At 72.0% G+C, this 19,841-nt stretch carries 18 protein-coding genes; 10 read left to right on the top strand and 8 right to left on the bottom strand.

What is annotated here, in order from left to right; translation table 11 throughout:
• The first annotated feature begins 126 nt into the window (after positions 1 to 126).
• Both SANBI_RS18105 and SANBI_RS18100 read left to right on the top strand, forming a co-directional pair.
• Entirely contained in the window at positions 127 to 777 is a 651-nt protein-coding gene (locus tag SANBI_RS18105) for an amino acid ABC transporter permease (RefSeq protein ID WP_056126945.1), read from the top strand.
• Positions 774 to 1,640: an amino acid ABC transporter permease gene (locus SANBI_RS18100; RefSeq protein WP_319157543.1), complete on the top strand. Its 867-nt coding sequence runs from the start codon at positions 774 to 776 to the stop codon at positions 1,638 to 1,640. The genes SANBI_RS18105 and SANBI_RS18100 overlap by 4 nt, the downstream gene beginning before the upstream one ends.
• A gap of 228 nt (positions 1,641 to 1,868) precedes the next feature.
• On the opposite strand, the gene pip is transcribed toward SANBI_RS18100, so the two are convergent.
• Genes pip through SANBI_RS18085 form a run of 3 tightly spaced genes read right to left on the bottom strand, consistent with a single transcriptional unit; the run spans position 1,869 to position 4,458 of the window.
• Complete coding sequence (gene pip / locus SANBI_RS18095; protein ID WP_319157541.1) at positions 1,869 to 2,807, bottom strand: prolyl aminopeptidase; 939 nt, start codon at positions 2,805 to 2,807, stop codon at positions 1,869 to 1,871.
• The gene (locus SANBI_RS18090) at positions 2,804 to 3,298 is read right to left on the bottom strand and encodes a DUF4411 family protein (protein WP_319157539.1); all 495 of its coding nucleotides are present in this window, start codon (positions 3,296 to 3,298) and stop codon (positions 2,804 to 2,806) included. Before SANBI_RS18090 ends, pip begins: the two co-directional genes overlap by 4 nt.
• On the bottom strand, positions 3,298 to 4,458 hold the full coding sequence (locus SANBI_RS18085) for an ImmA/IrrE family metallo-endopeptidase (RefSeq protein ID WP_319157537.1): 1,161 nt from the start codon (positions 4,456 to 4,458) through the stop codon (positions 3,298 to 3,300). Before SANBI_RS18085 ends, SANBI_RS18090 begins: the two co-directional genes overlap by 1 nt.
• Positions 4,459 to 4,634: 176 nt before the next feature.
• Here SANBI_RS18085 and SANBI_RS18080 point away from each other — a divergent pair, with 176 nt between their 5' ends.
• Entirely contained in the window at positions 4,635 to 6,578 is a 1,944-nt protein-coding gene (locus tag SANBI_RS18080; protein WP_319157535.1) for a penicillin-binding transpeptidase domain-containing protein, read from the top strand.
• 135 nt (positions 6,579 to 6,713) lie between these two features.
• On the top strand, positions 6,714 to 7,355 hold the full coding sequence (locus SANBI_RS18075; RefSeq protein WP_319157533.1) for a copper resistance CopC family protein: 642 nt from the start codon (positions 6,714 to 6,716) through the stop codon (positions 7,353 to 7,355).
• Positions 7,356 to 7,610: 255 nt separating this feature from the next.
• On the opposite strand, the gene SANBI_RS18070 is transcribed toward SANBI_RS18075, so the two are convergent.
• Together SANBI_RS18070 and aztD are read right to left on the bottom strand one after the other, a co-directional pair.
• Complete coding sequence (locus tag SANBI_RS18070) at positions 7,611 to 8,489, bottom strand: metal ABC transporter substrate-binding protein (protein ID WP_319157531.1); 879 nt, start codon at positions 8,487 to 8,489, stop codon at positions 7,611 to 7,613.
• A 229-nt stretch (positions 8,490 to 8,718) separates the two neighbouring features.
• A complete protein-coding gene (aztD, locus tag SANBI_RS18065; RefSeq protein WP_319157529.1) occupies positions 8,719 to 10,197 on the bottom strand; it encodes a zinc metallochaperone AztD in 1,479 nt (492 codons plus the stop codon).
• A 203-nt stretch (positions 10,198 to 10,400) separates the two neighbouring features.
• Here aztD and SANBI_RS18060 point away from each other — a divergent pair, with 203 nt between their 5' ends.
• The gene (locus tag SANBI_RS18060) at positions 10,401 to 10,919 is read left to right on the top strand and encodes a hypothetical protein (RefSeq protein ID WP_319157527.1); all 519 of its coding nucleotides are present in this window, start codon (positions 10,401 to 10,403) and stop codon (positions 10,917 to 10,919) included.
• A gap of 161 nt (positions 10,920 to 11,080) precedes the next feature.
• Here SANBI_RS18060 and soxR read toward each other — a convergent pair whose 3' ends face one another.
• Together soxR and SANBI_RS18050 are read right to left on the bottom strand one after the other, a co-directional pair.
• The gene (soxR, locus tag SANBI_RS18055) at positions 11,081 to 11,575 is read right to left on the bottom strand and encodes a redox-sensitive transcriptional activator SoxR (RefSeq protein ID WP_319161361.1); all 495 of its coding nucleotides are present in this window, start codon (positions 11,573 to 11,575) and stop codon (positions 11,081 to 11,083) included.
• A gap of 214 nt (positions 11,576 to 11,789) precedes the next feature.
• Positions 11,790 to 12,569 carry an alpha/beta hydrolase gene (locus SANBI_RS18050; protein ID WP_319157525.1) on the bottom strand — a complete coding sequence of 260 codons (780 nt, stop codon included), beginning with the start codon at positions 12,567 to 12,569 and terminating at the stop codon, positions 11,790 to 11,792.
• A 63-nt stretch (positions 12,570 to 12,632) separates the two neighbouring features.
• Between SANBI_RS18050 and SANBI_RS18045 the strand changes: the two genes are divergently transcribed.
• The 5 genes from SANBI_RS18045 to SANBI_RS18025 all read left to right on the top strand — a co-directional run bounded on the left by SANBI_RS18045 (position 12,633) and on the right by SANBI_RS18025 (position 16,721).
• Positions 12,633 to 13,094, top strand: coding sequence for a MarR family winged helix-turn-helix transcriptional regulator (locus tag SANBI_RS18045; RefSeq protein WP_319157522.1), 462 nt, complete (start codon positions 12,633 to 12,635; stop codon positions 13,092 to 13,094).
• 71 nt (positions 13,095 to 13,165) lie between these two features.
• A complete protein-coding gene (locus tag SANBI_RS18040) occupies positions 13,166 to 13,774 on the top strand; it encodes a winged helix-turn-helix domain-containing protein (protein WP_319157520.1) in 609 nt (202 codons plus the stop codon).
• Entirely contained in the window at positions 13,771 to 15,057 is a 1,287-nt protein-coding gene (locus SANBI_RS18035; RefSeq protein ID WP_319157518.1) for an MFS transporter, read from the top strand. The genes SANBI_RS18040 and SANBI_RS18035 overlap by 4 nt, the downstream gene beginning before the upstream one ends.
• 42 nt (positions 15,058 to 15,099) lie before the next feature.
• Positions 15,100 to 15,786, top strand: a complete 687-nt coding sequence (locus SANBI_RS18835) for an ArsR/SmtB family transcription factor (protein WP_408669722.1) — start codon at positions 15,100 to 15,102, stop codon at positions 15,784 to 15,786.
• Positions 15,783 to 16,721 (top strand): cation diffusion facilitator family transporter, encoded by a 939-nt coding sequence (locus tag SANBI_RS18025; RefSeq protein WP_179914084.1) that lies wholly within the window; start codon positions 15,783 to 15,785, stop codon positions 16,719 to 16,721. The genes SANBI_RS18835 and SANBI_RS18025 overlap by 4 nt, the downstream gene beginning before the upstream one ends.
• A 64-nt stretch (positions 16,722 to 16,785) precedes the next feature.
• Here SANBI_RS18025 and SANBI_RS18020 read toward each other — a convergent pair whose 3' ends face one another.
• Positions 16,786 to 19,701 (bottom strand): helix-turn-helix transcriptional regulator, encoded by a 2,916-nt coding sequence (locus SANBI_RS18020; protein WP_319157516.1) that lies wholly within the window; start codon positions 19,699 to 19,701, stop codon positions 16,786 to 16,788.
• Between the last annotated feature and the right edge of the window lie 140 nt (positions 19,702 to 19,841).

Raw genomic sequence — 19,841 nt, 5'->3', positions numbered from 1 at the left:
GACCCTCGGCCCGGGCCGGTCGCCTGACACCTCAGGTGGCCGGCCCGGCTCGCGGGACCACCGCACCACCCGACTGCGGGCGCTGGGCCGACGGCCCACGACCCGCGTGAACCAAGGAGGACGACCGTGCAAGCACTGGTCGACGAGCTGCCGAGGATCTGGCAGGGCTTCCAGCTCACCCTGTTCCTCGCCGTCGTGTCGGGAGCCCTCTCCCTCGTCTTCGGGACGATCCTGGCCGCGTTCCGGGTCGCACCGCTGCGCTCGCTGCGCACCTTCGCGGGGGCCTACGTCGAGATCGCGCGGAACACCCCGCTGACTCTCGTGTTCATCTTCTTCGTGTTCGTGCTGCCGAGCCTCGGCTTCATCCTGCCGCTCGGCCGGGTGCCCGCGATCATCGCGCTCACCGCATACACCTCGGCCTTCGTGTGCGAGGCCGTGCGCTCGGGCATCAACTCCGTCGCCGTCGGGCAGGCCGAGGCCGCCCGCGCGATCGGCCTCGGGACCGTCCAGACGCTCCGCCTCGTGGTCCTGCCGCAGGCGCTGCGCACAGTCGTGCCGCCGCTGATCAACGTGCTCATCGCACTGACAAAGAACACGTCGGTGGCTGCAGGCTTCGCCGTCGTCGAGCTCACGTCCACGAGCCGTGCGCTCGCCCGTGACAACCCGGCCGACGTGGTCATGCTGCTCACGGGGATCGCGGTCTGCTACCTCATCATCACGATCCCTGCGGGGATCGCGGCCAACGCCATCGAACGAAAGGTGGTGTTCAGCCGATGAGCGGCAACGTCCTCTACGACGCACCCGGACCCAAGACCCGTCGCCTCGAGCGCATCGGCTCGATCGTCTTCGCGGTGATCCTGCTCGGCCTGCTCGCCTGGATGATCAAGGGCATGGCCGACCGCGGCATCTTCGACGACCGCTGGGCCGTCCTCACCGACCCGCCGAAGGGCCAGGACGCCGAGGACGTGTGGAAGTCGCTCGTCGTGACGGGTCTCGGTGCGACGCTCAAGGCGGCCGTCGTCGCGGCTCCGCTCGCGCTGGTCCTCGCCTTCGTCCTGGCGATCTTGCGGACCTCCGGGATCCGGGTGGTGCGCGGCGTGGCGATCTCCGTCATCGAGGTCCTGCGCGGACTGCCCGTGCTCCTCATGATGCTGTTCGCGCTGCTGGCCTTCGGTCTCTCGTCCTTCCAGGCCGTGGTCATCGGTCTCACGCTGTACAACGCGGCGATCGTCGCCGAGATCCTCCGCGCCGGGCTCGCCGCGCTGCCCAAGGGCCAGGCCGAGGCGGGGACGGCCATCGGGCTCACCCGTGGGCAGACGCTGCGGCTCGTCCAGCTGCCGCAGGTGGTCCGGCTCATGCTGCCGAGCCTCATCAGCCAGTTCGTGGTGCTGCTCAAGGACAGCTCGCTCGGCTTCATCGTCGGGTACCCCGAGCTGCTCAACGCGATGAAGACGAACTACAACTTCTTCGGGAGCGACTCGCGCCTGCCGCTGTTCCTCGTGGTGGCGGTCGTCTACCTCACGGTGAACATCACGCTGTCCCGGCTGGCCGTGTACATCGAGAAGCGTCTGTCCTCGCGCGGGCAGAAGCCCGTCGCGACAGGGTTGGCGACACCGAACCTGGGCAAGACCAAGGTCTGACCGAGCAGCGGGTGCCGCACCCGGTGCGGCGTGCTCGCAGCGGGTGTCGCACCCGGTGCGGCGTCCTCGAAGCGGTCTGCGCATGCGGGTACCTCGCCTGAGGCCGGGCACCATGGCCGGGTTCGTCACGACGGTGACGGGCCCGTCCTCGTGGTGTCGTGGGTCGCCGGCGCGGCGTTCGTGGGGCTGGCTGCCGAGGCTCCTCCCGCCCCGTGGGCCGCAGCGTCCTCAGGCTCGAGCCACGCAGAGCCTCGCGACGGCGCGCGTGATCTCGTCGCCCATCGAGGCTCCGCCGTGCCCGTCGGACCTCACGACCACGAGCTCGCTCCCGGGCCAGGCCTTGTGCAGGTCGTAGGCGGTCGCGAGCGGCGAGCTGATGTCGAGGGCGCCGTGGATCAGGGTGCCGGGCAGGTGCGCGATGCGGTCCATGGACCCGAGGATGCCTGCTGGCCCTGCGAAGCCCGACGCCGACCAGTAGTGGACCACCAGCGTCGCGAAGAGCAGCCTGAAGTCGGCGTCCTCGTAGCGCGGCGACGTCCCTCCACCGCTCGCGAGCGAGACGTGGACGTCTTCCCAGGTGCACCACGCTCGTGCCGCCGCCGCACGGACCGCAGGGTCGGGGTCGGCGAGGCGCTCGCTGTACGCGTCGACGACCCGCTGGCCGTCGCGCCTGCCGGAGGCTGCGGCGAAGTCCTCCCACTCGGCCGGGAACACCGCGCGCATCGACTCGGTGATCCATTCGACCTCGGCGGCCGTGGTCGTCGTGACGGCCGCGAGCACGAGCCCTGTCAACCGGTCCGGGTGGGCCTGCGCGTACGCGAGCCCGAGCGTCGTGCCCCACGAGATGCCGACGACCATCCACGCCTCGATGCCCAGGTGCTCGCGGAGGGCCTCGATGTCGGCGATCAGGTGCGCCGTGGTGTTCAGCGCGAGGTCGGCCCCGGGGTCGGTCGCGAGCGGGCGGCTGCGCCCGCAACCACGCTGGTCGAGGGCGACGACCCTGTGGGTGCTCGCGTCGAAGTGCTGCCGGTGCCCGGCCGTGAAGCCCGAGCCTGGGCCACCGTGCAAGAACAGCGCGGGGATCCCGTCGGTCGCGCCCCACGACTCCCAGTAGACGGACTGCCCGTCGTCGGTCTCGAGGGTGCCGGAGGTCAGGTTCTCGCTCATGCCGCGGGCCTCACCAGACGTGCTCCCTCGCTCCGGAGCACCTGCCAGGGCGTGCAGCACGGCACACCGACCGCGGCGCAGGCCTCGGGGATCTTGATCCGTCTCCTCGAGTCCGGCGACGGGGTCTCGTGCGTCACGACCGTGTACCCGAGGTCGCAGGCCTGGGCGACCAGCGTGTAGTCGGCGGACGCGAGGAACTCTCGTTCGGCGCTCGCGGTGTACCGGTCGTGCCGGTTGGCCCAGCGGGCCAGCGCTGTCAGTGGGCCGGCGACAGTCGACCGAGGACTCAGGTAGAGGTCGCGGCCTGCGGACCTGGACCACTCGGACAGCTCGTCACCGCGGCCTTCCACCTCGTCTCGGACGGCTGTCACGCTGAAGACCCGCCCAGCGTGCCTGGCCTCCACGAGCCACTCCCAGAATCCGGGCGCGAAGTCGAGGCCGTAGTAGCGGTCCTTCGCCTCGATGAGGATGTTCGAGTCGACGATGTACATCAGTGCGCCTCCAGATGGGCGGCAAAGCCGTCGAAGGCTCTGGTCGTCCGCGTGCTGAGCAACCTGTAGGCGTCTCGGTACAAGGTCCCGCCCTCACGGGCGTCGGCGATGACTGCGCGTGCGAACCGGCGTCCGACCCTGTAGGGCCAGACGTAGTACGGGTTGCCGCCCGAGCTCTTGTCCTCGTCCAGACGCCGGACCGCGATCGCCCGGAGCCGGGCCTCCTCGGCGAGATAGATCTCGCGGAACCTGTCCCACGTGAGCCGGCCCTCGTCGTGGAGCCGTCGCAGGACCACGAGAGTCGAGACGTGGAAGCGACGTCCCAGTGCCTCGAGCGTCGGCTCCGGGTTCGAGAGGTCGACCCGTGCCGGGATCATGGCTGCCGGGACGAGCACGCGACCCGCGACGGCGTTGCACCAGCGCTCGACCTCGGCGAGATCGTGGTCGTGGTCCGGTGAGCCTGCTGACGAGGACACTCCTGGAATCCCGAGGGCCACGTGTGCCACCTCGTGGAAGAGCGTGAAGGCCTGGGCGTTCTTGGTGTCAGAGCCGTTGACGAAGACCAGGGGAGCGAGGGAGTCCACGAGAGTGAAGCCCTGGAACTCGTCAGAGTCGAGTCTGCGGTGCGTGTTGTTCCCGACCAGGCTGTTGACCATGACCATGATCCCGCTGGACTCGACGGCCTCGACCATGTGCCGCAGGGCGTCCTGCTGCGTGGCGGACGGTGCTCCGGCCGCGTAGCCGACGGCGTCGCTGATCGCTCCTGCCGCGGTCTCCGGGGCGGTGCTGATGGTCACCGACCCGACAAGAGGCGAAGGATCTGCACCCAGACGAGCGAGATAGGCGGAGAACCAGTCCTGACGCTCGGAGCACGTCGCGATCGTGTCCAGCAGCGCGCTGCTGGGTGCCGATCCCCGGACTTCTCTGCGACGGAAGTCGGTCACGGGGAGATGTTCTTCGGGGACGTGGTCCAGGAAGAAGTAGCCCAGCGGGACGTGGGTGGTGGAGGCGAAGTCCTGGAGCTGGCCGAAGGTGGGGTCGAGAAGTCCGTCGATCCAGTCCTCGAGCTTCGCGAACCTGTCGAGATGGATGTCCGCAGCGGATGCTGCATCCGCCGCCCAGGCGACGACCTCAGGGTTCACAGCCACACGCTCGACCATCTGGCACCCCTCCTGATCGAATCTCGAAGTTCGATCGTAGCGGCGGACCGAGGACGAGAGGCGTTGTCCACAGCCCTTGCCTGGACTGCCGACCTCGTGTCACAGATCGGGTGGGTTCTGCACAGGTCTGCGGGTCGTGCTGGACATCGCCGCGCGATCCGCGTTGGGTAAGCACCATGCCTGCCGCTGACGTCACGTCTTCCTCGCGCGCCCACCGTCGACCGCGCCCCCGGACCCTGGGGGCCGCGGCCCTGTCTCTCGCGCTCGTGGTAGGCGGCCTCACCGCCTGCGGCGCCGAGGACACGGCGCAGGACGACGCGGAGGCGCTCGCGACGAAGATCGCCGAAGGCCTGGTCGACGGCGACTTCACAGGGGTCGCCTTCAGCGACGCCTCCCCCGCGGAGGCCGCCGAGGCTCACGCCGCGATCGTCGCCGCCGTCGCCGACGCCCCGCACACCGTCGAGGTCACGGACGTGGTCCTCGACGAGGAGAAGACCAGCGGGACCGCGTCTTTCGCCCACACCTGGGACGTCTCGGGGATCCCCTGGACGTACTCGACCGAGGCGCCCCTGGCGGTCTTCGAGGAGTCGTGGGAGTCGCAGTGGGACCCGGCGCTGGTGGTCGAGGGGCTCGTCTCGGACGAGACGCTCCAGCTGAGCCGCACGATGGCGCCGCGCGCCGACATCCTCGGTGCGGGCGACACCCCGATCGTCACCGAGCGGCCCGTGCGCAGGGTCGGCGTCGACAAGACGCGGGTCGAGGCGACCGAGCTCGACGCGACAGCCCGGACCTTGGCCGGTCTCGCGCAGATCGACGCCGACGCCTACGCCGCCAAGGTTGCCGCAGCCGGCGAGAAGGCCTTCGTCGACGCCGTGACGCTGCGGACCGAAGACCCCAGCTACGACTTCGACGCGATGGCCGCGATCCCGGGCGTGCTGCTCGTGGACGCCACGCTGCCGCTCGCGCCGACCCGAGACTTCGCAGCACCGGTCCTCGGCCGTGCAGGTGAGGCGACCGCGGAGATCGTCGAGGAGTCCGAGGGCACGATCGCCGCGGGTGACGTGACCGGTCTGTCAGGTCTGCAGAGGCAGTACGACGAGCAGCTGCGCGGCACGCCCGGCATCGCGCTCGAGGCTGTCAGCGAGGCCCGTGGCGCGCGGGTCCTGCTCGACCAGGCCGCTGTGCCCGGCGAGCCCTTGCGGACCACCCTCGACGTGGGGGTCCAGCAGCTGGCGGAGGACACCCTCGTCGGGCAGACGGTCCCCTCGGCGATCGTCGCGATCCGTCCATCGACGGGCGAGGTGCTCGCCTCGGCGAGCGGGACCGCCGGTGGGGGCGTGTCGACGGCGACCACGGGCATGTACGCGCCGGGGTCGACCTTCAAGATCGTCACCTCGCTCGCGCTGCTGCGCAGCGGCCTGACCGCCGACTCACCGCTCGACTGCTCGGCCGAGGCCGTGGTCGACGGTCGCGCCTTCGTCAACTACCCGGACTACCCGGCGGGCAAGATCGGTCAGATCCCCTTGACCGACGTGATCGCGAACTCCTGCAACACGGCCCTCATCAACGCCTCCGGGCAGGTCACGCAGGCCGACCTGGCCTCGGCGGGCGAGGCGCTCGGCCTCGGGCTCGCGCAGCAGGCCGGTCCGGGTGTGTTCACGGGTTCGGTCCCCGCCGATGCCGAGGGGACCGAGCACGCTGCGTCGATGATCGGTCAGGGGCAGGTCCAGGCCTCGCCGATGGCGATGGCCACCGTCGCGGCCTCCGTCGCCGCCGGGACGACGGTGCGGCCGACCCTGCTCGCGCAGGAGGTCGACCCCGTCGAGTCTGACCTCCCCGAGGCGCCGGCCGCGCCGCTGACCGCAGACGAGGCAGCGCAGCTGAGCGCCTTCATGCGGGCCGTGGTCACCGACGGCGGCGGGTCGTTCCTGCAGGACGTGCCCGGCGAACCCGTCGGCGCCAAGACCGGGACCGCGCAGTACGGCGACGGCAGCACCAACCACGCGTGGATGATCGCGGTCCAGGGCGACCTCGCGGTCGCCGTCTTCGTCGAGACCGGGGACTACGGCTCGACGACGGCCGGACCGCTGCTCGAGGCCTTCCTCGACGGTCTCGCCTGAGACGACCGGTGTGCCCGTGGTGTGACTGAGCCGACGCCGCGCAGCGCGCCCGGGCCGTGGGCCCGGCGTTAGGGTCGGACGAGAGCCGTCCGTGACCCCCCGGACCCGATCCGCGCCTGCGGCGCAAGGAGAACCATGACCACCACCCCCGTCCGTCACCGCAGGTCTGCCGCGCCCCGCGCGATCCTCGTCGGTCTGGTCACAGCCGTCGCGCTGCTGCTGGGTGCCTCGACAGCGTCGGCCCACGACACCGTCATCGGGACCGCGCCCGGCGACGGCGAGACGCTCACGACCGCCCCGACCCAGGTGACCGTCGAGACGAGCGCCGTGCCGCAGAGCATCGGGTCCCGCATGGTCATCACGGCCTCGGACGGCACGGTCTTGTTCGACGGAGAGCCGACGATCTCCGACCGTGTCGCGAGCGTGGAGCTGCCCGCGGTCGCGAACGACAGCTACCAGGTGGCCTGGCGCCTCGTGTCCTCCGACGGTCACCCGATCGACGGGACCTTCGGCTTCGTCGTCGACGACCCCGCCGCGGTGACCCCGACCGAGGACCCGACGTCCGACGCCGCCACCCCCACGGCCGACGAGACGACGGTCGCCGCGACGACCGACGCTGCTCCCTCGGAGGACTCGACGACCGCGACCGCGGCTGACACGTCCGACGACGGCTCGAGCACGTCCTGGATCCCGGTCGCGCTGATCGTCGTGGTCATCGTCGGCCTCGTGCTCCTCGTCCTCTTCCGCCGTCGCTCGGCCCTGCAGGACAACTCCTGACCTGACCGCACGAGGCGCCCCGCGCCCCGGCACCCACGAGGTCGCCCGATGGGGAACGAGGTCGCACCACCTGCCACGAGGTCGCACAGACACGCCATATCAGTCCCGAGAGGAGCAGATCCGGCGTGTCCGTGCGACCTCGTTCTTGATGCTGCGACCTGGGTGCGGGGGAGGCGACCTCGGTCTGCCGACCGAGAGGGCGGCGCACCTGCAGGCTGCTCGAGCGCCGGGGTGCCAGGGTCGTGCCCGACGACCTCAGCCGCAGGTGAGGCCTGTCGTGAGGGACTCGAGGTTGGCGCGCATGATGTCGAGGTAGTCGGACGACTCGTCTGCGCGGCTCTCGATCGGGTCGAGCAGCGCGGTCCCGACACCGAGGTCGTCGGCGAGGGTCTGGGTGACCTTCGGGCCGACGGCCCGCTCGAAGAAGAGGGTCGAGACGTCGTCGCGCTCGACGATCGTCCGGACCTCGCGCAGACGTTTGGGGGAGGGCTCGGTGTCAGGGTTGATACCCGTGATGCCCTCCTGCACCAGCCCGTACCTGTCGGCGAGGTACCCGAAGGCCTCGTGCGACGTGACGAGGGTGGCGCCCTGGCACTGGGCGAGCCCGTCGGCGAGCTCCTGGTCGAGCTCGTCGAGCGACGCCGTGAGCGCCTCCGCGCCGGCCGTGTAGTCCGCGGCGTTGTCGGGGTCGATCGCGATGAGCTCTGCGGCGACGGCGTCTCCGACGAGGGAGAGGCGGGTGGGCTCCAGCCAGAAGTGCGGGTCGGCGGCGTCGGCCTCTGCTGCCTCGGCGGAGTCGACCACGTGCTCGGGGGACTGCGCAGCGACGGCCTGGTCGGTCGCGCTCTGGAGCCCGGACAGGTAGACGACGAGGTCGGCCTGCCCGATCCCGCGGACCTGGGCGGGGGAGAGCTCGAGGTCGTGCGGCTCGGCTGCGGCAGGGGTGAGGTTGGAGACGCTCACGTGCTCCCCGCCGACCTGCTCGACGACGAACTGGAGCGGGTAGAACGACGCGAGAACCTCGACGGTGCCCTCGGTGCCGGCGTCGTCGGCGGACCCGTCGGAGGAGCAGGCGGTGAGCAGGGTGAGGGCGGCGATCGTGGTCGCGGCGAGGGCGGCGTGGGTGCGTCGCATGGTGGTCTCGTCTCAGGTCGTGGGGGAGTGCGGCGGGTCGGCGGGTGACGGTGAGCGCGTGGCCTCCGGAGAGGCACCGTCGCCGAGGGGCTGGGCCTCGCTGTGCGCCGACCGCCAGACGCGGGGGCGCCCGCCGGTGGTGATCACCGGCGGGCGGACCCGGTCTGCAGGAGGTGCGGGGAGCTGTGGACGGTCACCCGTGCGGGGCTCACGGCCAGCCGAGAGTGGCTCAGCTCGTCGCGGTCTCGGTCGGCTCGTCGCTGTGCTCGTCTGAGTGCTCGTCTGAGTGCTCGTCCGAGTGCTCGTGGTCGTGCTCGTCGGTGGCCTCGTCCGCGTGATCGCCGTCGGCGTGCTCACCCTCCGCGTGCTCGCCGTCCGTGTGCTCGCCGTCGGTGTGCTCGTGCTCGGCCTCGGCGCCGTGCTCCACGTCGCCCGAGGCGCCGGTGAGCTCATTGGGGACGACGGTCAGCTCGACGCTGTTCCAGATCTCACCGGTCTCGATGTCGACGGCGTGGATCATCGAGGTGGCCGGGTCGGTGATGTACGCGCTGCCGTCCTGGACGTAGAGGGTCGGGCGCGGGTCCTGCCAGGTCTCGGACTCTTCCCACGCGTCGATCACGGGGATCGATCGCGTCACGGTGCCGGACTCGGGGTCGATGACGTGCAGCGCACCGTCGGTGCCGAGCACCAGGGCCTCGCCGGCGTCACCGCGGCCGAGGGAGCGGAAGGTGTAGGACGCGGGCAGGTCGACCAGCTTCATGGACGCGTCGCGGGTGTCGATGATCGAGACGCGGGTGGGGCGCTCGAGGTCGGCCTCGGGGTCGGACTTGTAGTCGCCGAGCACGAAGGGCGACTCCTCGCTGCCGGCCTGGTTGCCGATGCGGCCGTAGGCGTCGGGGCTGGTGACCTTGCTGATGACGCCGTCCTTCGTGACGAGCGCGCCGTCCTCGCAGCCGATGACCACGGCCTCGTCGGCCGCCACGGCCTCTCCGTGAACGCCAGGGCACTGGTCGTTCGCGGCGATCTCGGTGCCCTCGGCGTCGAGGACGCGGATGCCTGTGCGGGCGTCTTCGGTGCCCTCGGAGACGACGAGCGTCCCGTCGCTGAGCTCGACCGCCACGCCGTGGTGCGCGCTCGGGGTGGTGAGCTCGCGCAGCTCGCGGGCCTCGTCGGCCACGGCGGCGGAGTCGAAGACCGTCACGGCACCGGTGCCGTCGTCGAAGAGCGCCGTGCGGCCCTCGTGGACGACCGCGTGACCGGGCTTCTCGGCCGCGAAGGACACGTCGGTCAGTGCCGGGGCGCTCGTGTAGTAGTGCGCGTGGTCGCCGTGCGGCTCGGCCCAGGTGCCCGCGTCGAGGACCTGGAACTTCCCGGCTGTCGAGACGAGGACGTGGCGTCCGTCGCCCGCCGGGTTGATCCGGTTGAAGCCCTCGAGCTCGAAGTCGTCGATGGTCTCGAGCGAGGTCGAGTCGAGGACCTGGATGCCGCCGTCGTAGGTGACCACGAGGCGGGGGGTGAGGCCGGCGGCCTCGACGGCGGGGGCGCTCGTCGTGGTCTCGGTCGGCTCGGAGCCGCTGCCCGTCGAGGCGTCGGCGGAGTCGTCGGAGGACGAGCAGCCGGCCAGCAGGACGAGGGGCAGCGCAGCGCCGAGCGCGACGGCCCGGGGGAGGCGTCGGGGCGTGCGGGTGGGGGTGAGGGTGGGGCGCATGGGGTCGACGGGCACAGGGCTCGGGGCCTGAGGTGCCCACTCCTTTCGGTGATGCGGGAGGGGTTCGGGGAGAGCGTAGCAGAGAATGAGAACGGTTATCGTTACGTTCTGATCACGTGGTGTGCACGTCCCCGGGTGGCCCGACGGGTGGTCCTCGGGCAGGCTGGGAGGCCCTGCCCCACCGACGGACGAGAGGTCTCACCATGAGCGACTCCCACTACGACACGCAGTTCTTCGTGGTCGACGACGCCGCCGGCACGGTCGACGAGCTCAAGGACGCCCTCCGCAGCTGGGCCCAGGGCCGCGACGGCGGGACCCTCCAGGAGCACGCCCGCGACGAAGGCCTCGAGTTCTTCGCGTGGGAGATCGACGGCTGCATCTTCTCCATCTCCTTCGACGACGTCGCCGACGAAGACCGCTGGTTCTACGCCGGCCCCATCGCCGACTCGCACGCCGCGCTCGCGGTCTACCGCGCGCCCTTCTTCGTGTCGGTCACGGGCAACGCCCCCGAGGACGAGGAGGGCAACCCCGACCTGGAGCGCCTGCTGACCGAAGGTCTCGAGCTCGCGCGCGTCTTCGAGCGTCCCGGCATCGTGGCTGTCGGCATGGGGCCGAGCGGCAAGCGCGACGCCGCGGAGCCCGTCCCCGGCACCGAGCTGGCGGACCCCGACGAAGAGTTCGTGGTCGAGCTCCGTAAGCGCCAGATCAGCAACGGTCTCTGAGGTCGCTCTCCTGGCCGAGGTCGCCCGGGACGCGGTGTCAGAGTGTCGACCCGGCTCTCCGCCTGGGCGGCGCCAGGCTTCTGGGGAGGTCGATCGGGCCTCGCGCCTGGACGGTGCTCGGCCTCGAGGGAGGCGGGCTCGGCCTGTGCCTCGGCCCGGCCCTACGCCTCGACGGTGCTCGGCCCTGGGGGCAGGTCGAGCCGTCGCGCCCCGGCACCCTCGTCGCCGAGGGCGTCTTCGGGGTTGAGCAGCCAGCAGGCCTTCATCGACAGGCAGCCGCAGCCGATGCAGCCGGTGAGCTCGTGCTCGAGCTGCTCGATCGCGCGGCGGCGCTCTTCGAGGCCCTTCTTCCACTCCCGCGAGGCCCGCTGCCAGTCGGCGTGGCTCGGTGTGGAGTCGAGCGGGACGGTCCTCAACGAGGCCTGGACGTCCGAGAGCGGCACGCCGAGGCGTTTGCCGACGCTGATGAGCGTGATGCGCCGGAGCATGTGCCGCCTGTAGCGACGCTGGTTGCCCGACGTCCGCGTCGAGGCGATGAGGCCCAGCCGCTCGTAGTAGTGCAGGGCGGAGACGGCGACCCCGGTCCGGCGGCTCACCTCGCCGATCGAGAGCAGCTGCTCGGGCGCGCGCTCGTCAAGATGGGCGTCGGTCGAGATGCGCTCACCAGCACGGGGCTCACCAGCACGGGGCTCGACAGTGCTGGGCTCGACAGTGCTGGGCTCGTCGCTGCTGCGCTCAGCAGCAGCGCGCTCGTCGCCCGCGCTGCTGCCGGGTCCGTCGGTCATCTTCCCTCCCAGGTCGACCTCAACCCTAGATGAGGTCGCGCGAGGACCCTGGCCTGGGCAGCCTGGGCAGCAACGTCCCTCATCCTCAGCTCGGGTCGAGGAACGGCACGAGCGCCTCGCTGATGCTCTCGCGAGCCTCCTCGTCCGAGATCGTCGGCGTGCCGTCACCGGGCTGGACCCCGTAGTCGCCGAACTGTGCGTGCGACGCGCCGTCGATCCGCACGACCGTGGTGCTGGCGGGCAGGTCGGCGAGCGAGTCGTCGATCTTCGCGGGTGTCGCGAGGCCGTCCTGGGTGCCCGAGACGGAGATGACGTCGAGGTCGGTGCTGCTGGCGAGCGCGTCGCCCGAGCAGTAGGAGGCGAGCAGCACGAGGGCGTCGACCTCTCCGGGCTCGGCGTAGCTGCAGGCCTTGACCCCGCCCATGCTGTGACCGCCGACTGCCCACGAGCCGACCTCGGGGACGAGGTCGGTGAAGGCGTCGAGCGGGCGTCGCTCGAGGATCGCCAGGTTGAGGAAGGGCTTGACGATCACGACGGTGGTGCCCTCGGCGGCGACCTCCTGGAAGGTCGCCGCGTAGGCCTGCGGGTCGACCTTGGCGCCCGAGAGGAACACCAGCCCGCGACCGTCGTCCTCGCCGGTGGGTCGCAGGATCACGACGTCGCCCCGGTCGTCGAGGTCGACGCGCGGGTCCTCCTGGACGGCCGCGAGACCTGCCGGCTCGGCCGGGTAGGTGTCGTTCGCCCACCAGAGGAAGGCCGAGACGGCGATCGCGAGGAGAGCCACGACGCTGATCCCGATGATGGTGAGGACCCGCCGATGGCGGCGGACCCACCCTGGGGCGGACTGTTCGGGTGATGTCGTCATGGCGGGTCTCCTCAACGGATAGTACGGCTACCGTACCATCCGGCAGGGCGTTAGGGTGAGCCGGTGACCCGACCTCCGGCAGAGCCCCCTGAGCTCTCGGCCGCCCTGCTCCGCGACCTCCAGGACGCGATCGGCGAGGCAGGCTCAGCCCTGGCGCGCCGCATGGCGATGAGTGCGACCGACGCCTCGGCCATCGAGCACATCTCGCTGTCGAGGCCGCACCTGAGCCCTGGTGAGCTGGGGGAGCGGCTCGCCGTCACGCGCTCGTCGGCGACCGAGATCGTCGACAGGCTCGTGCGTGCCGGTCACGTCGAGCGCGTCCGGGACGAGGCCGACAGGCGTCGCTTCAGGCTGGTCCCGACCGAGAGTGCGCAGGAGCGGGTGCGGGACGAGCTGAGCCCTCTTGTCGGAGCGCTCGACGCCGCGGCAGACGGTCTCTCGGCTGCCGAACGGAGGGTCGTCGCGCTGTACCTCGGGCGCGTGGTCGAGGCCTACAGGGAGTTTGCGGCCGAGGGCGACCGCTAGCGGCCGAGCTCCAGCGGCCCAACCCACAAGAACGGTTGTACAACACTTCTTGTAGATGTAGCGTCGTCGTCATGACGACATCGCCGACGCCCCAGGACCGCACCGCCGTCCCGCTCCGGATCCAGGACGTGGGTGCCCTCCGGGCGCTCGCGAACCCCTTGCGCATGCGGATCCTCGGACGGCTCCGGCAGGACGGCCCGTCGACTGTCGGTGCCCTGGCGAGCGCCACGGGGGCCGCCGCCGGCTCGGTGAGCTTCCACGTGCGGACCCTCGTCGAGCACGGTTTTGTCGTGGAGGTCCCCGAGCTCGCGCGGGACCGACGCGAGCGCTGGTGGGCTGCCACGGCGAGCACCACGAGCTGGGAACCCGCGGACTTCCAGGGCAGCGCCGACGGTCGTGACGCGACGGGTGAGCTCGAGCGCGCGATCTTGCGCAGCCAGCTCGCCTCCGCAGAAGAGGCCCTCGACAGGCGCGACGCGACGCCGCCCGAGTGGGTCGCTGCCGGGGCGTACGGCGACGACAGGCTCCTGCTGACCCTCGACGAGGCCCGCGAGCTCCGCGCCGACCTCGAGGGGGTGCTCGCCCGCTGGCGTGACAGGGCCGACACGGCACAGCGGAGCCCGGACGACGAGACGGCCCCGGTGACGGTGGTCGTGCACAGCTACCGGGCGGCACCGTGACCTCACCCCGGCGGCGTGGTCCGCTGGTCGCCCTGCTCGGTGCGCAGGTGCTCGCGACGGGCGGCAACGTCGTCACGCTCGTCGCCCTCCCGCTCTACGTCCTCGCGGAGACGGGCAGCCCGTCGATGGCGGGCGTCCTGGCTGTCGTCACCACGGTTCCCGTCGTGATCGGCGGGGCCTTCGGAGGGGTCCTCGTCGACAGGGTCGGCTACAGGCGCAGCTCGATCGTCTCGGACGTGGTCGGCGGGCTGACGATCGGGCTGGTCCCGCTCCTCCATGCGACCGTCGGTCTGCCGCTCTGGGGGCTCCTCGTCCTGGTCTTCGCGACAGGGCTGCTCGACACCCCCGGGCAGGGCGCCCGGACAGCGCTGGTCCCCGAGGCCGCAACGCTCGCCGGGGTCCCGCTCGAGCGGGCGATGGGCTGGTGGGGTGCTGGCGGCCGCAGCGCGACCCTGCTCGGCGGGCCCCTCGCCGGTCTCCTCGTCGCGACGCTCGGCGCCCTCCCGGCCCTCGTCGTGAACGCCGCGACCTTCGGGCTGTCTGCGCTCGTGGTCGTCGTCGGGGTGCCGCGCTCGCTGCGCGCCGCAGCGGGTGCGCCGGGAACCGTGGGCGTGGGCGGGGCCGTCGCCGACGAGGGCTACTGGTCGGCCCTGCGGGCGGGGCTGGCCGTCGTCTGGCGGGTGCCGCTGCTGCGCGCTGTCGTGCTCATGGTCATGGTGACCAACGCGCTCGACGTCGCCCGGTCCAACGTCCTCCTGCCCGTCTACGCCGAGAGCGTCCTCGGCGGGGCGCAGGCCCTCGGTCTGCTCGTCGGCGCGATGGGTCTCGGGGCCTTCGTCGGTGCGCTGCTGTTCTCGGCTGTCGGGCACAGGCTCCCGCGCCGGGCCACCTTCGCGTGGGGGTTCCTCCTGGCCGGCGGACCGTCGATGCTCGTCTTCGCGCTCGAGCCGTCGCTCGTATGGTGCCTGGTCGTCACGGCGCTCGCGGGCCTGGCCGCCGGGGCGCTCAACCCGATCATCGGCACGGTCCTGCTCGAAGAGGTCCCACCGGCCATGCGCGCCAGGGTGTCGGGGGCTGTCAGCGCGGGTGCGTGGGCCGTGATGCCCGTCGGTGCGCTCGCAGCGGGGCTGCTGGTCGAGCAGGTCGGGCTGGTGGCGTGCTTCGCGCTCTTCGGCGCGGTCTACGTGCTCGTCACGCTCGCCCCGTTCTTCCCGTCGCCGTGGCGGTCGATGGACCGGGCTCCCGTCGTGCGCGACGAGGGGGCCGCGCAGGCTGCCTGCTAGCACGGTCTGGACGGCGGCCACGCACTGTGCAAGTATCTGCGTATGCACGCAGATAAGCAGACGAGCGGACATGGCCTGGGTGACGCTGCCGTGGCGAACGCCCAGATACCGGAGACCGAGGGCGAGCCGGGAGAGTACGGAGCGCAGGCTGGGCGCCGGCGCACCGAGGCCGACGACCCCGGCGGCCAGACCGGCGTCCACCACGCCGAGCCCGACGACCATCACGCCGAACCCGACGACCACCGCGTCCAGACCGAAGACCACCTGGTCGAGCTCGCTGTCGAGGTCTTCGCGATGTTCGCCGACGCGACCCGCCTGCGCATCGTCCTCGCGCTGCGGGGTGGCGAGCTGCCGGTCAACGACATCGCCCAGGCTGTCGGGAAGTCGCCGTCGGCGGTGTCCCAGCACCTCGCGAAGCTGCGGATGGCCCGCCTGGTCTCGACGCGCCAGGACGGGACGCGGGTGTTCTACAGGTTGACGAACGAGCACGTCCGCGAGCTCGTGACCGACGCGATCTACCAGGCGGAGCACGTCGCCGAGGGCTTCCCGCGGCTGCACCACCACGCTGCAGAGTCGCCCCAGACCGTCCCGACCGCGTCCGGTACCAGGACCACGCCAGGGTCCCGGCCCACGCCAAGCACCAGGAGCGCACCGGGCCACAGGAGCACCGCGGAACCCGCGAGCACCCCGGAGACCACCACCACGCCGGACGCCAGGAGGACCCCGTGAGCGGCCACTCGCACTCTCACGACCACGCCCCGACCACGGTCGAGGAGGCGCGCGGCCACAGGCGTCGCCTCGCGGTGGCCTTCGGGATCACCACGACGGTCCTGCTCGTCGAGGTGGTCGGTGCGATCTGGACCGGAAGCCTCGCTCTGCTCGTCGACGCCGCCCACATGCTCACCGACGCCGGCGGGCTGCTGCTCGCCCTCGTGGCGAGCGTCCTGACGATGCGTGCGCCGACGGCCCGGCGCACCTGGGGCTTCCGGCGCGCCGAGGTCCTCGCGGCGCTCGGCCAGGCTGCCGTGCTGCTGGCCGTCGGCGTCTACGTGATCGTCGAGGCCGTCCAGCGGCTGCTCGATCCTCCCGAGATCCCCTCGACCGAGCTGCTCGTCTTCGGCGTGATCGGTCTCGTGGCGAACATCGCGTCGATCGCGGTGCTGCTCTCGGCGCGCTCGGACAACCTCAACCTCCGGGCGGCCTTCCTCGAGGTCGTCAACGACGCCCTCGGGTCTGTCGCCGTGATCGTCGCGGCTGTCGTCATCGCGACCACGGGCTGGGGCGGTGCGGACGCTGTCGCCGCGCTGTTCGTCGGGGCGCTCATCATCCCGCGGACGGTCAGGCTGCTGCGTGAGGCTCTCGACGTGCTGCTCGAGTCGACGCCGCGAGGCCTCGACCTCGACGCCGTGCGCGACCACCTGCTCGGCGTCGAGCTGGTGCGGGGTGTCCACGACCTGCACGCCTCGCAGATCGCGACGGGTCTGCCGGTCCTCACCGCGCACGTGGTGGTCGACGACGAGTGCTTCCACGACGGTCACGTGCCGCGGATCCTCGACGCGCTCCAGGAGTGCGTCGCCGGGCACTTCGACGTGAACATCGAGCACTCGACCTTCCAGCTCGAACCCCCGAGCCACGCCGAGCACGAGGCCGGCGTGCACGCCTGAGGAGTGCGACGTCGGCGCCCTCCTCCCTCGTCCGACCTGCCTGCCTGCCTGCCTGCGCCGAGGGTCAGCCGCCCCCGTCGTCCCCTCCGAGCAGCCCGCGCCTGTGCGCGACCGACACGGCCTCGGCCCGGCCGGACACGCCGAGCTTGGCCAGGACGTTCGACACGTGCACGCTCACGGTCTTGGTCGAGATGAACAGCCGCTCGCCGATCTGGCGGTTGGACAGGCCCTCGGCGACGAGGAGCAGCACGGCGGTCTCCCGCTCGGTGAGCACGGAGCCGGTCCCGGTGCGCTCGCCGTGCAGGCCTAGACGGGCCCGTCGGCTCAGGCTGTGGAGCGCCTCGACGAGCGGGAGCGCGCCTGTGGCTGACGCCTCGTCGAGGGCCTCGGCGGCGACGGCCCGCGCCTTCTCGCGGTCGTCGTGGTCCAGGAGCGCCTCGGCCCACCGCCACCGGGTGCGGGCCGACTCGTACCTGTAGCCGAAGTCGAAGGCACGAGCGGCGGCCTCCCACAGAGCCGGGTCGTTCTCGCCGGTGAGCCTGGAGTGCTCGGCGTGCACCCGCGCCAACCAGGCGAGACCCTCGGGGCCGAGCCTGCCGCCGCGGGGACGGCCCCGCTCGGCTGCGGTGACGGCTGCGTCGCGCAGCTGGTCTCCTCGCTCGACCAGCGCTGTGGTGCTCCGGCCCGCGGTCCGGGCTGCTGCCGCCTGGTCGGAGAGGGCCGCGAGGGCCAGGGCCGCGAGCCAGATGCTGCCGAGGAAGTGCGTGCTCCACGTCCGGCTGAGGTGGGCGACGAGCTCGGACGCGAGGTCGACAGCCTCCTCGGACCGACCGCCCTGCGTGAGCGCGTCGACCGTGCACCCGCCGGCGACCAGTGCGACCTGCTGGTCCCTGTCCCACTCCGGGCGCAGGCTGAGCCCGAGGTCGACGACCCCGACGTCGCCCCGGGCCAGCGCGGCGTAGAGCCGGACCGCGACGTGGGTGGGGGAGGCCCCGGCAGGGATGGGTGCGCCCGCCGCGCTCGGGGGTGTGAGATCACCTCGCAGGTAGCGCACGAGCTCGCCGAAGTAGCGGAGGTCGGCCCCGTAGACGCTCCAGGTGGCCCCGGTGGCTGCGGCGCGGGCCGTCCCGTCGGTCACGATCGCCTGCGCCTGGTCGAGGTGCCCGGCGTAGAAGCGGTTCGAGGCGAGGTTGAACCAGCAGCGCAGCTCGGAGACGAGGTCGTCGGCGGCGACGGCTCTCTCGCGCGCGGCGAGGAGCAGCTCTTCGGACCTCTCGACGTCGGCGACCTCCAGGACTGCGAGGGTGGTCAGGGCGTCGGCCTCGACGTCCGGGGTGCCGAGCTCGCGGGCGAGGGTGACGGCGCGGCCCGCGGACTCCCGCGCGAGGTCGTCGAGGTCGTCGTTGAGGGCCGAGCGCGCGTGGGCGGCCAGGGTCCAGGCGAGGTCGTGCGTGGCGGGACCTTCGCCGAGCACGTCGAGGGCCTGGCCGGTCTGGTCGAGCGCGGCCGGGACGTCGTCGACCGCGAGCAGGTACCGCGCGAGACGGTGCCGCAGGCCCGCCTGCCGGACCGGGGCGTCGGCTGCTCGCTCGACGCTGTCGGTCGCCAGCTGGAGAGCGCGTGCGGGGGCGCCGGCGAGGCTGGCCGCCGACGCCGTCTCGAGCAGGACGTCGATGACGTCCAGCCCGACGAGCGCGTGCGGGTCGTCGACGGCGTCCCAGAGGGCGAGGACCTGCTCGAGATGACGCTGCTCCTCGGCGTGCGCGTAGACGCGTCCGGCGGCGCGGGAGGCCTGGTGCGAGAGGGCGAGCGCCTGGGGGAGCTCGTGGGCGACCAGCGCGTGGTGCGCGGCCTGCGCAGCCGGCCCGAGGTCGGGCCGGGCGAGGAAGGCCGTCAGGTATGCCTTGTGCAGCGAGATGCGCTCGCCGGGCAGGAGGTCGCCGTAGACAGCCTCGGCGAGGAGCGCGTGCCGGAAGGCGAGGGTGTCGCCCTCGACCTCGAGCACGTGGTGCGCGACGGCCTCCCGCAGGCTCGCCGTGAGGTCGGCCGTCTGCTGTCCGTCTGTCGCGGCGACGACCTGGCTCACGAGCTCGTGCGAGACGGTGCGCCCAGACACCGACGCGACCTGCACGAGGCGCTGGGTGGCGGGTGCCAGCTGTTCGATGCGCGCGTGCAGCACGTCAGCCAGCGACCAGGGCATCGAACCGCCGAGCGCCCCCGCCTCGACGAGCTCTTCGGCGTAGTAGGCGTTGCCCTCGGAGCGCCGCAAGACCTCGGCGAGGTCGGCGTCGCTCATCGGGTGCCCGAGCACGGCTGTCGTGAAGTCCCGGAGCTCGTCGGGGGAGAAGGGGCGCAGGTCGGCCTGCTCGACCCGGGCGTTCCTGTGCAGCTCGGCGATGAGCGCGCGGACCGGGTGGCGCCTGTGCATGTCGTCGGTGCGGTAGGACATCACGAGGAGCAGGTGCTCCGACCGCAGGCGCGCGACGAGGAACCTCACGAGGTCCCGGCTGGACGGGTCGGCCCAGTGGAGGTCCTCCACGACGACCACGAGCGGCGCCTCGGCCGAGCTGCCGGCAGCCAGGGCGGCCGCGAACCCCTCGAGCACCTGACCGCGCTCGCCTGCGTCACCGGTCGAGGTCGTCGGCGGTGTGCCGCCGAGCGCACGGGCCAGTGCCGGGCGGTCGGAGACCACAGCCCTCACGGCGTCCGACGACCTGGCGAGCTGGTCGACGGCCTCGGCGAAGGGCAGGTACGGGATGCCGACCTCGCCGAGGTCGACGCAGTGCGCGACCACGACGCGAGCCCCGGCGCTCTCGGCAGCGCGGGCAGCCTGGCTGAGCATCCTCGTCTTGCCGACGCCGGCGTCCCCGCCCACGAGCAGGATCCCCGGTTCCCCCTCGCGCGCACGCTCGACAGCCGCCGCGAACCTGTCGAGCTGGTCCTGGCGGGCGACGAAGGGCACGGGGTCTGAGGGCGGCACGCCGCCGATCATGTCACCGCTCACCGACGGCCGACCACCCCGTCGCCCTCGGCCTGTGGACAGCGGACCAGAGGCGGCTCCGCAGTGCCCGGTGGCGACTGCGTCCGCGATCGGTCTCGTGGCGCGCTCGCCGCTCGTCT

Origin of the sequence: Sanguibacter biliveldensis (genome assembly GCF_033798665.1) — a bacterium.
Lineage (GTDB): Bacteria > Actinomycetota > Actinomycetes > Actinomycetales > Cellulomonadaceae > Sanguibacter > Sanguibacter inulinus.
Note: the sequence above shows the minus strand (reverse complement) of the source record. Positions and strands in the feature narration are given on the sequence as shown.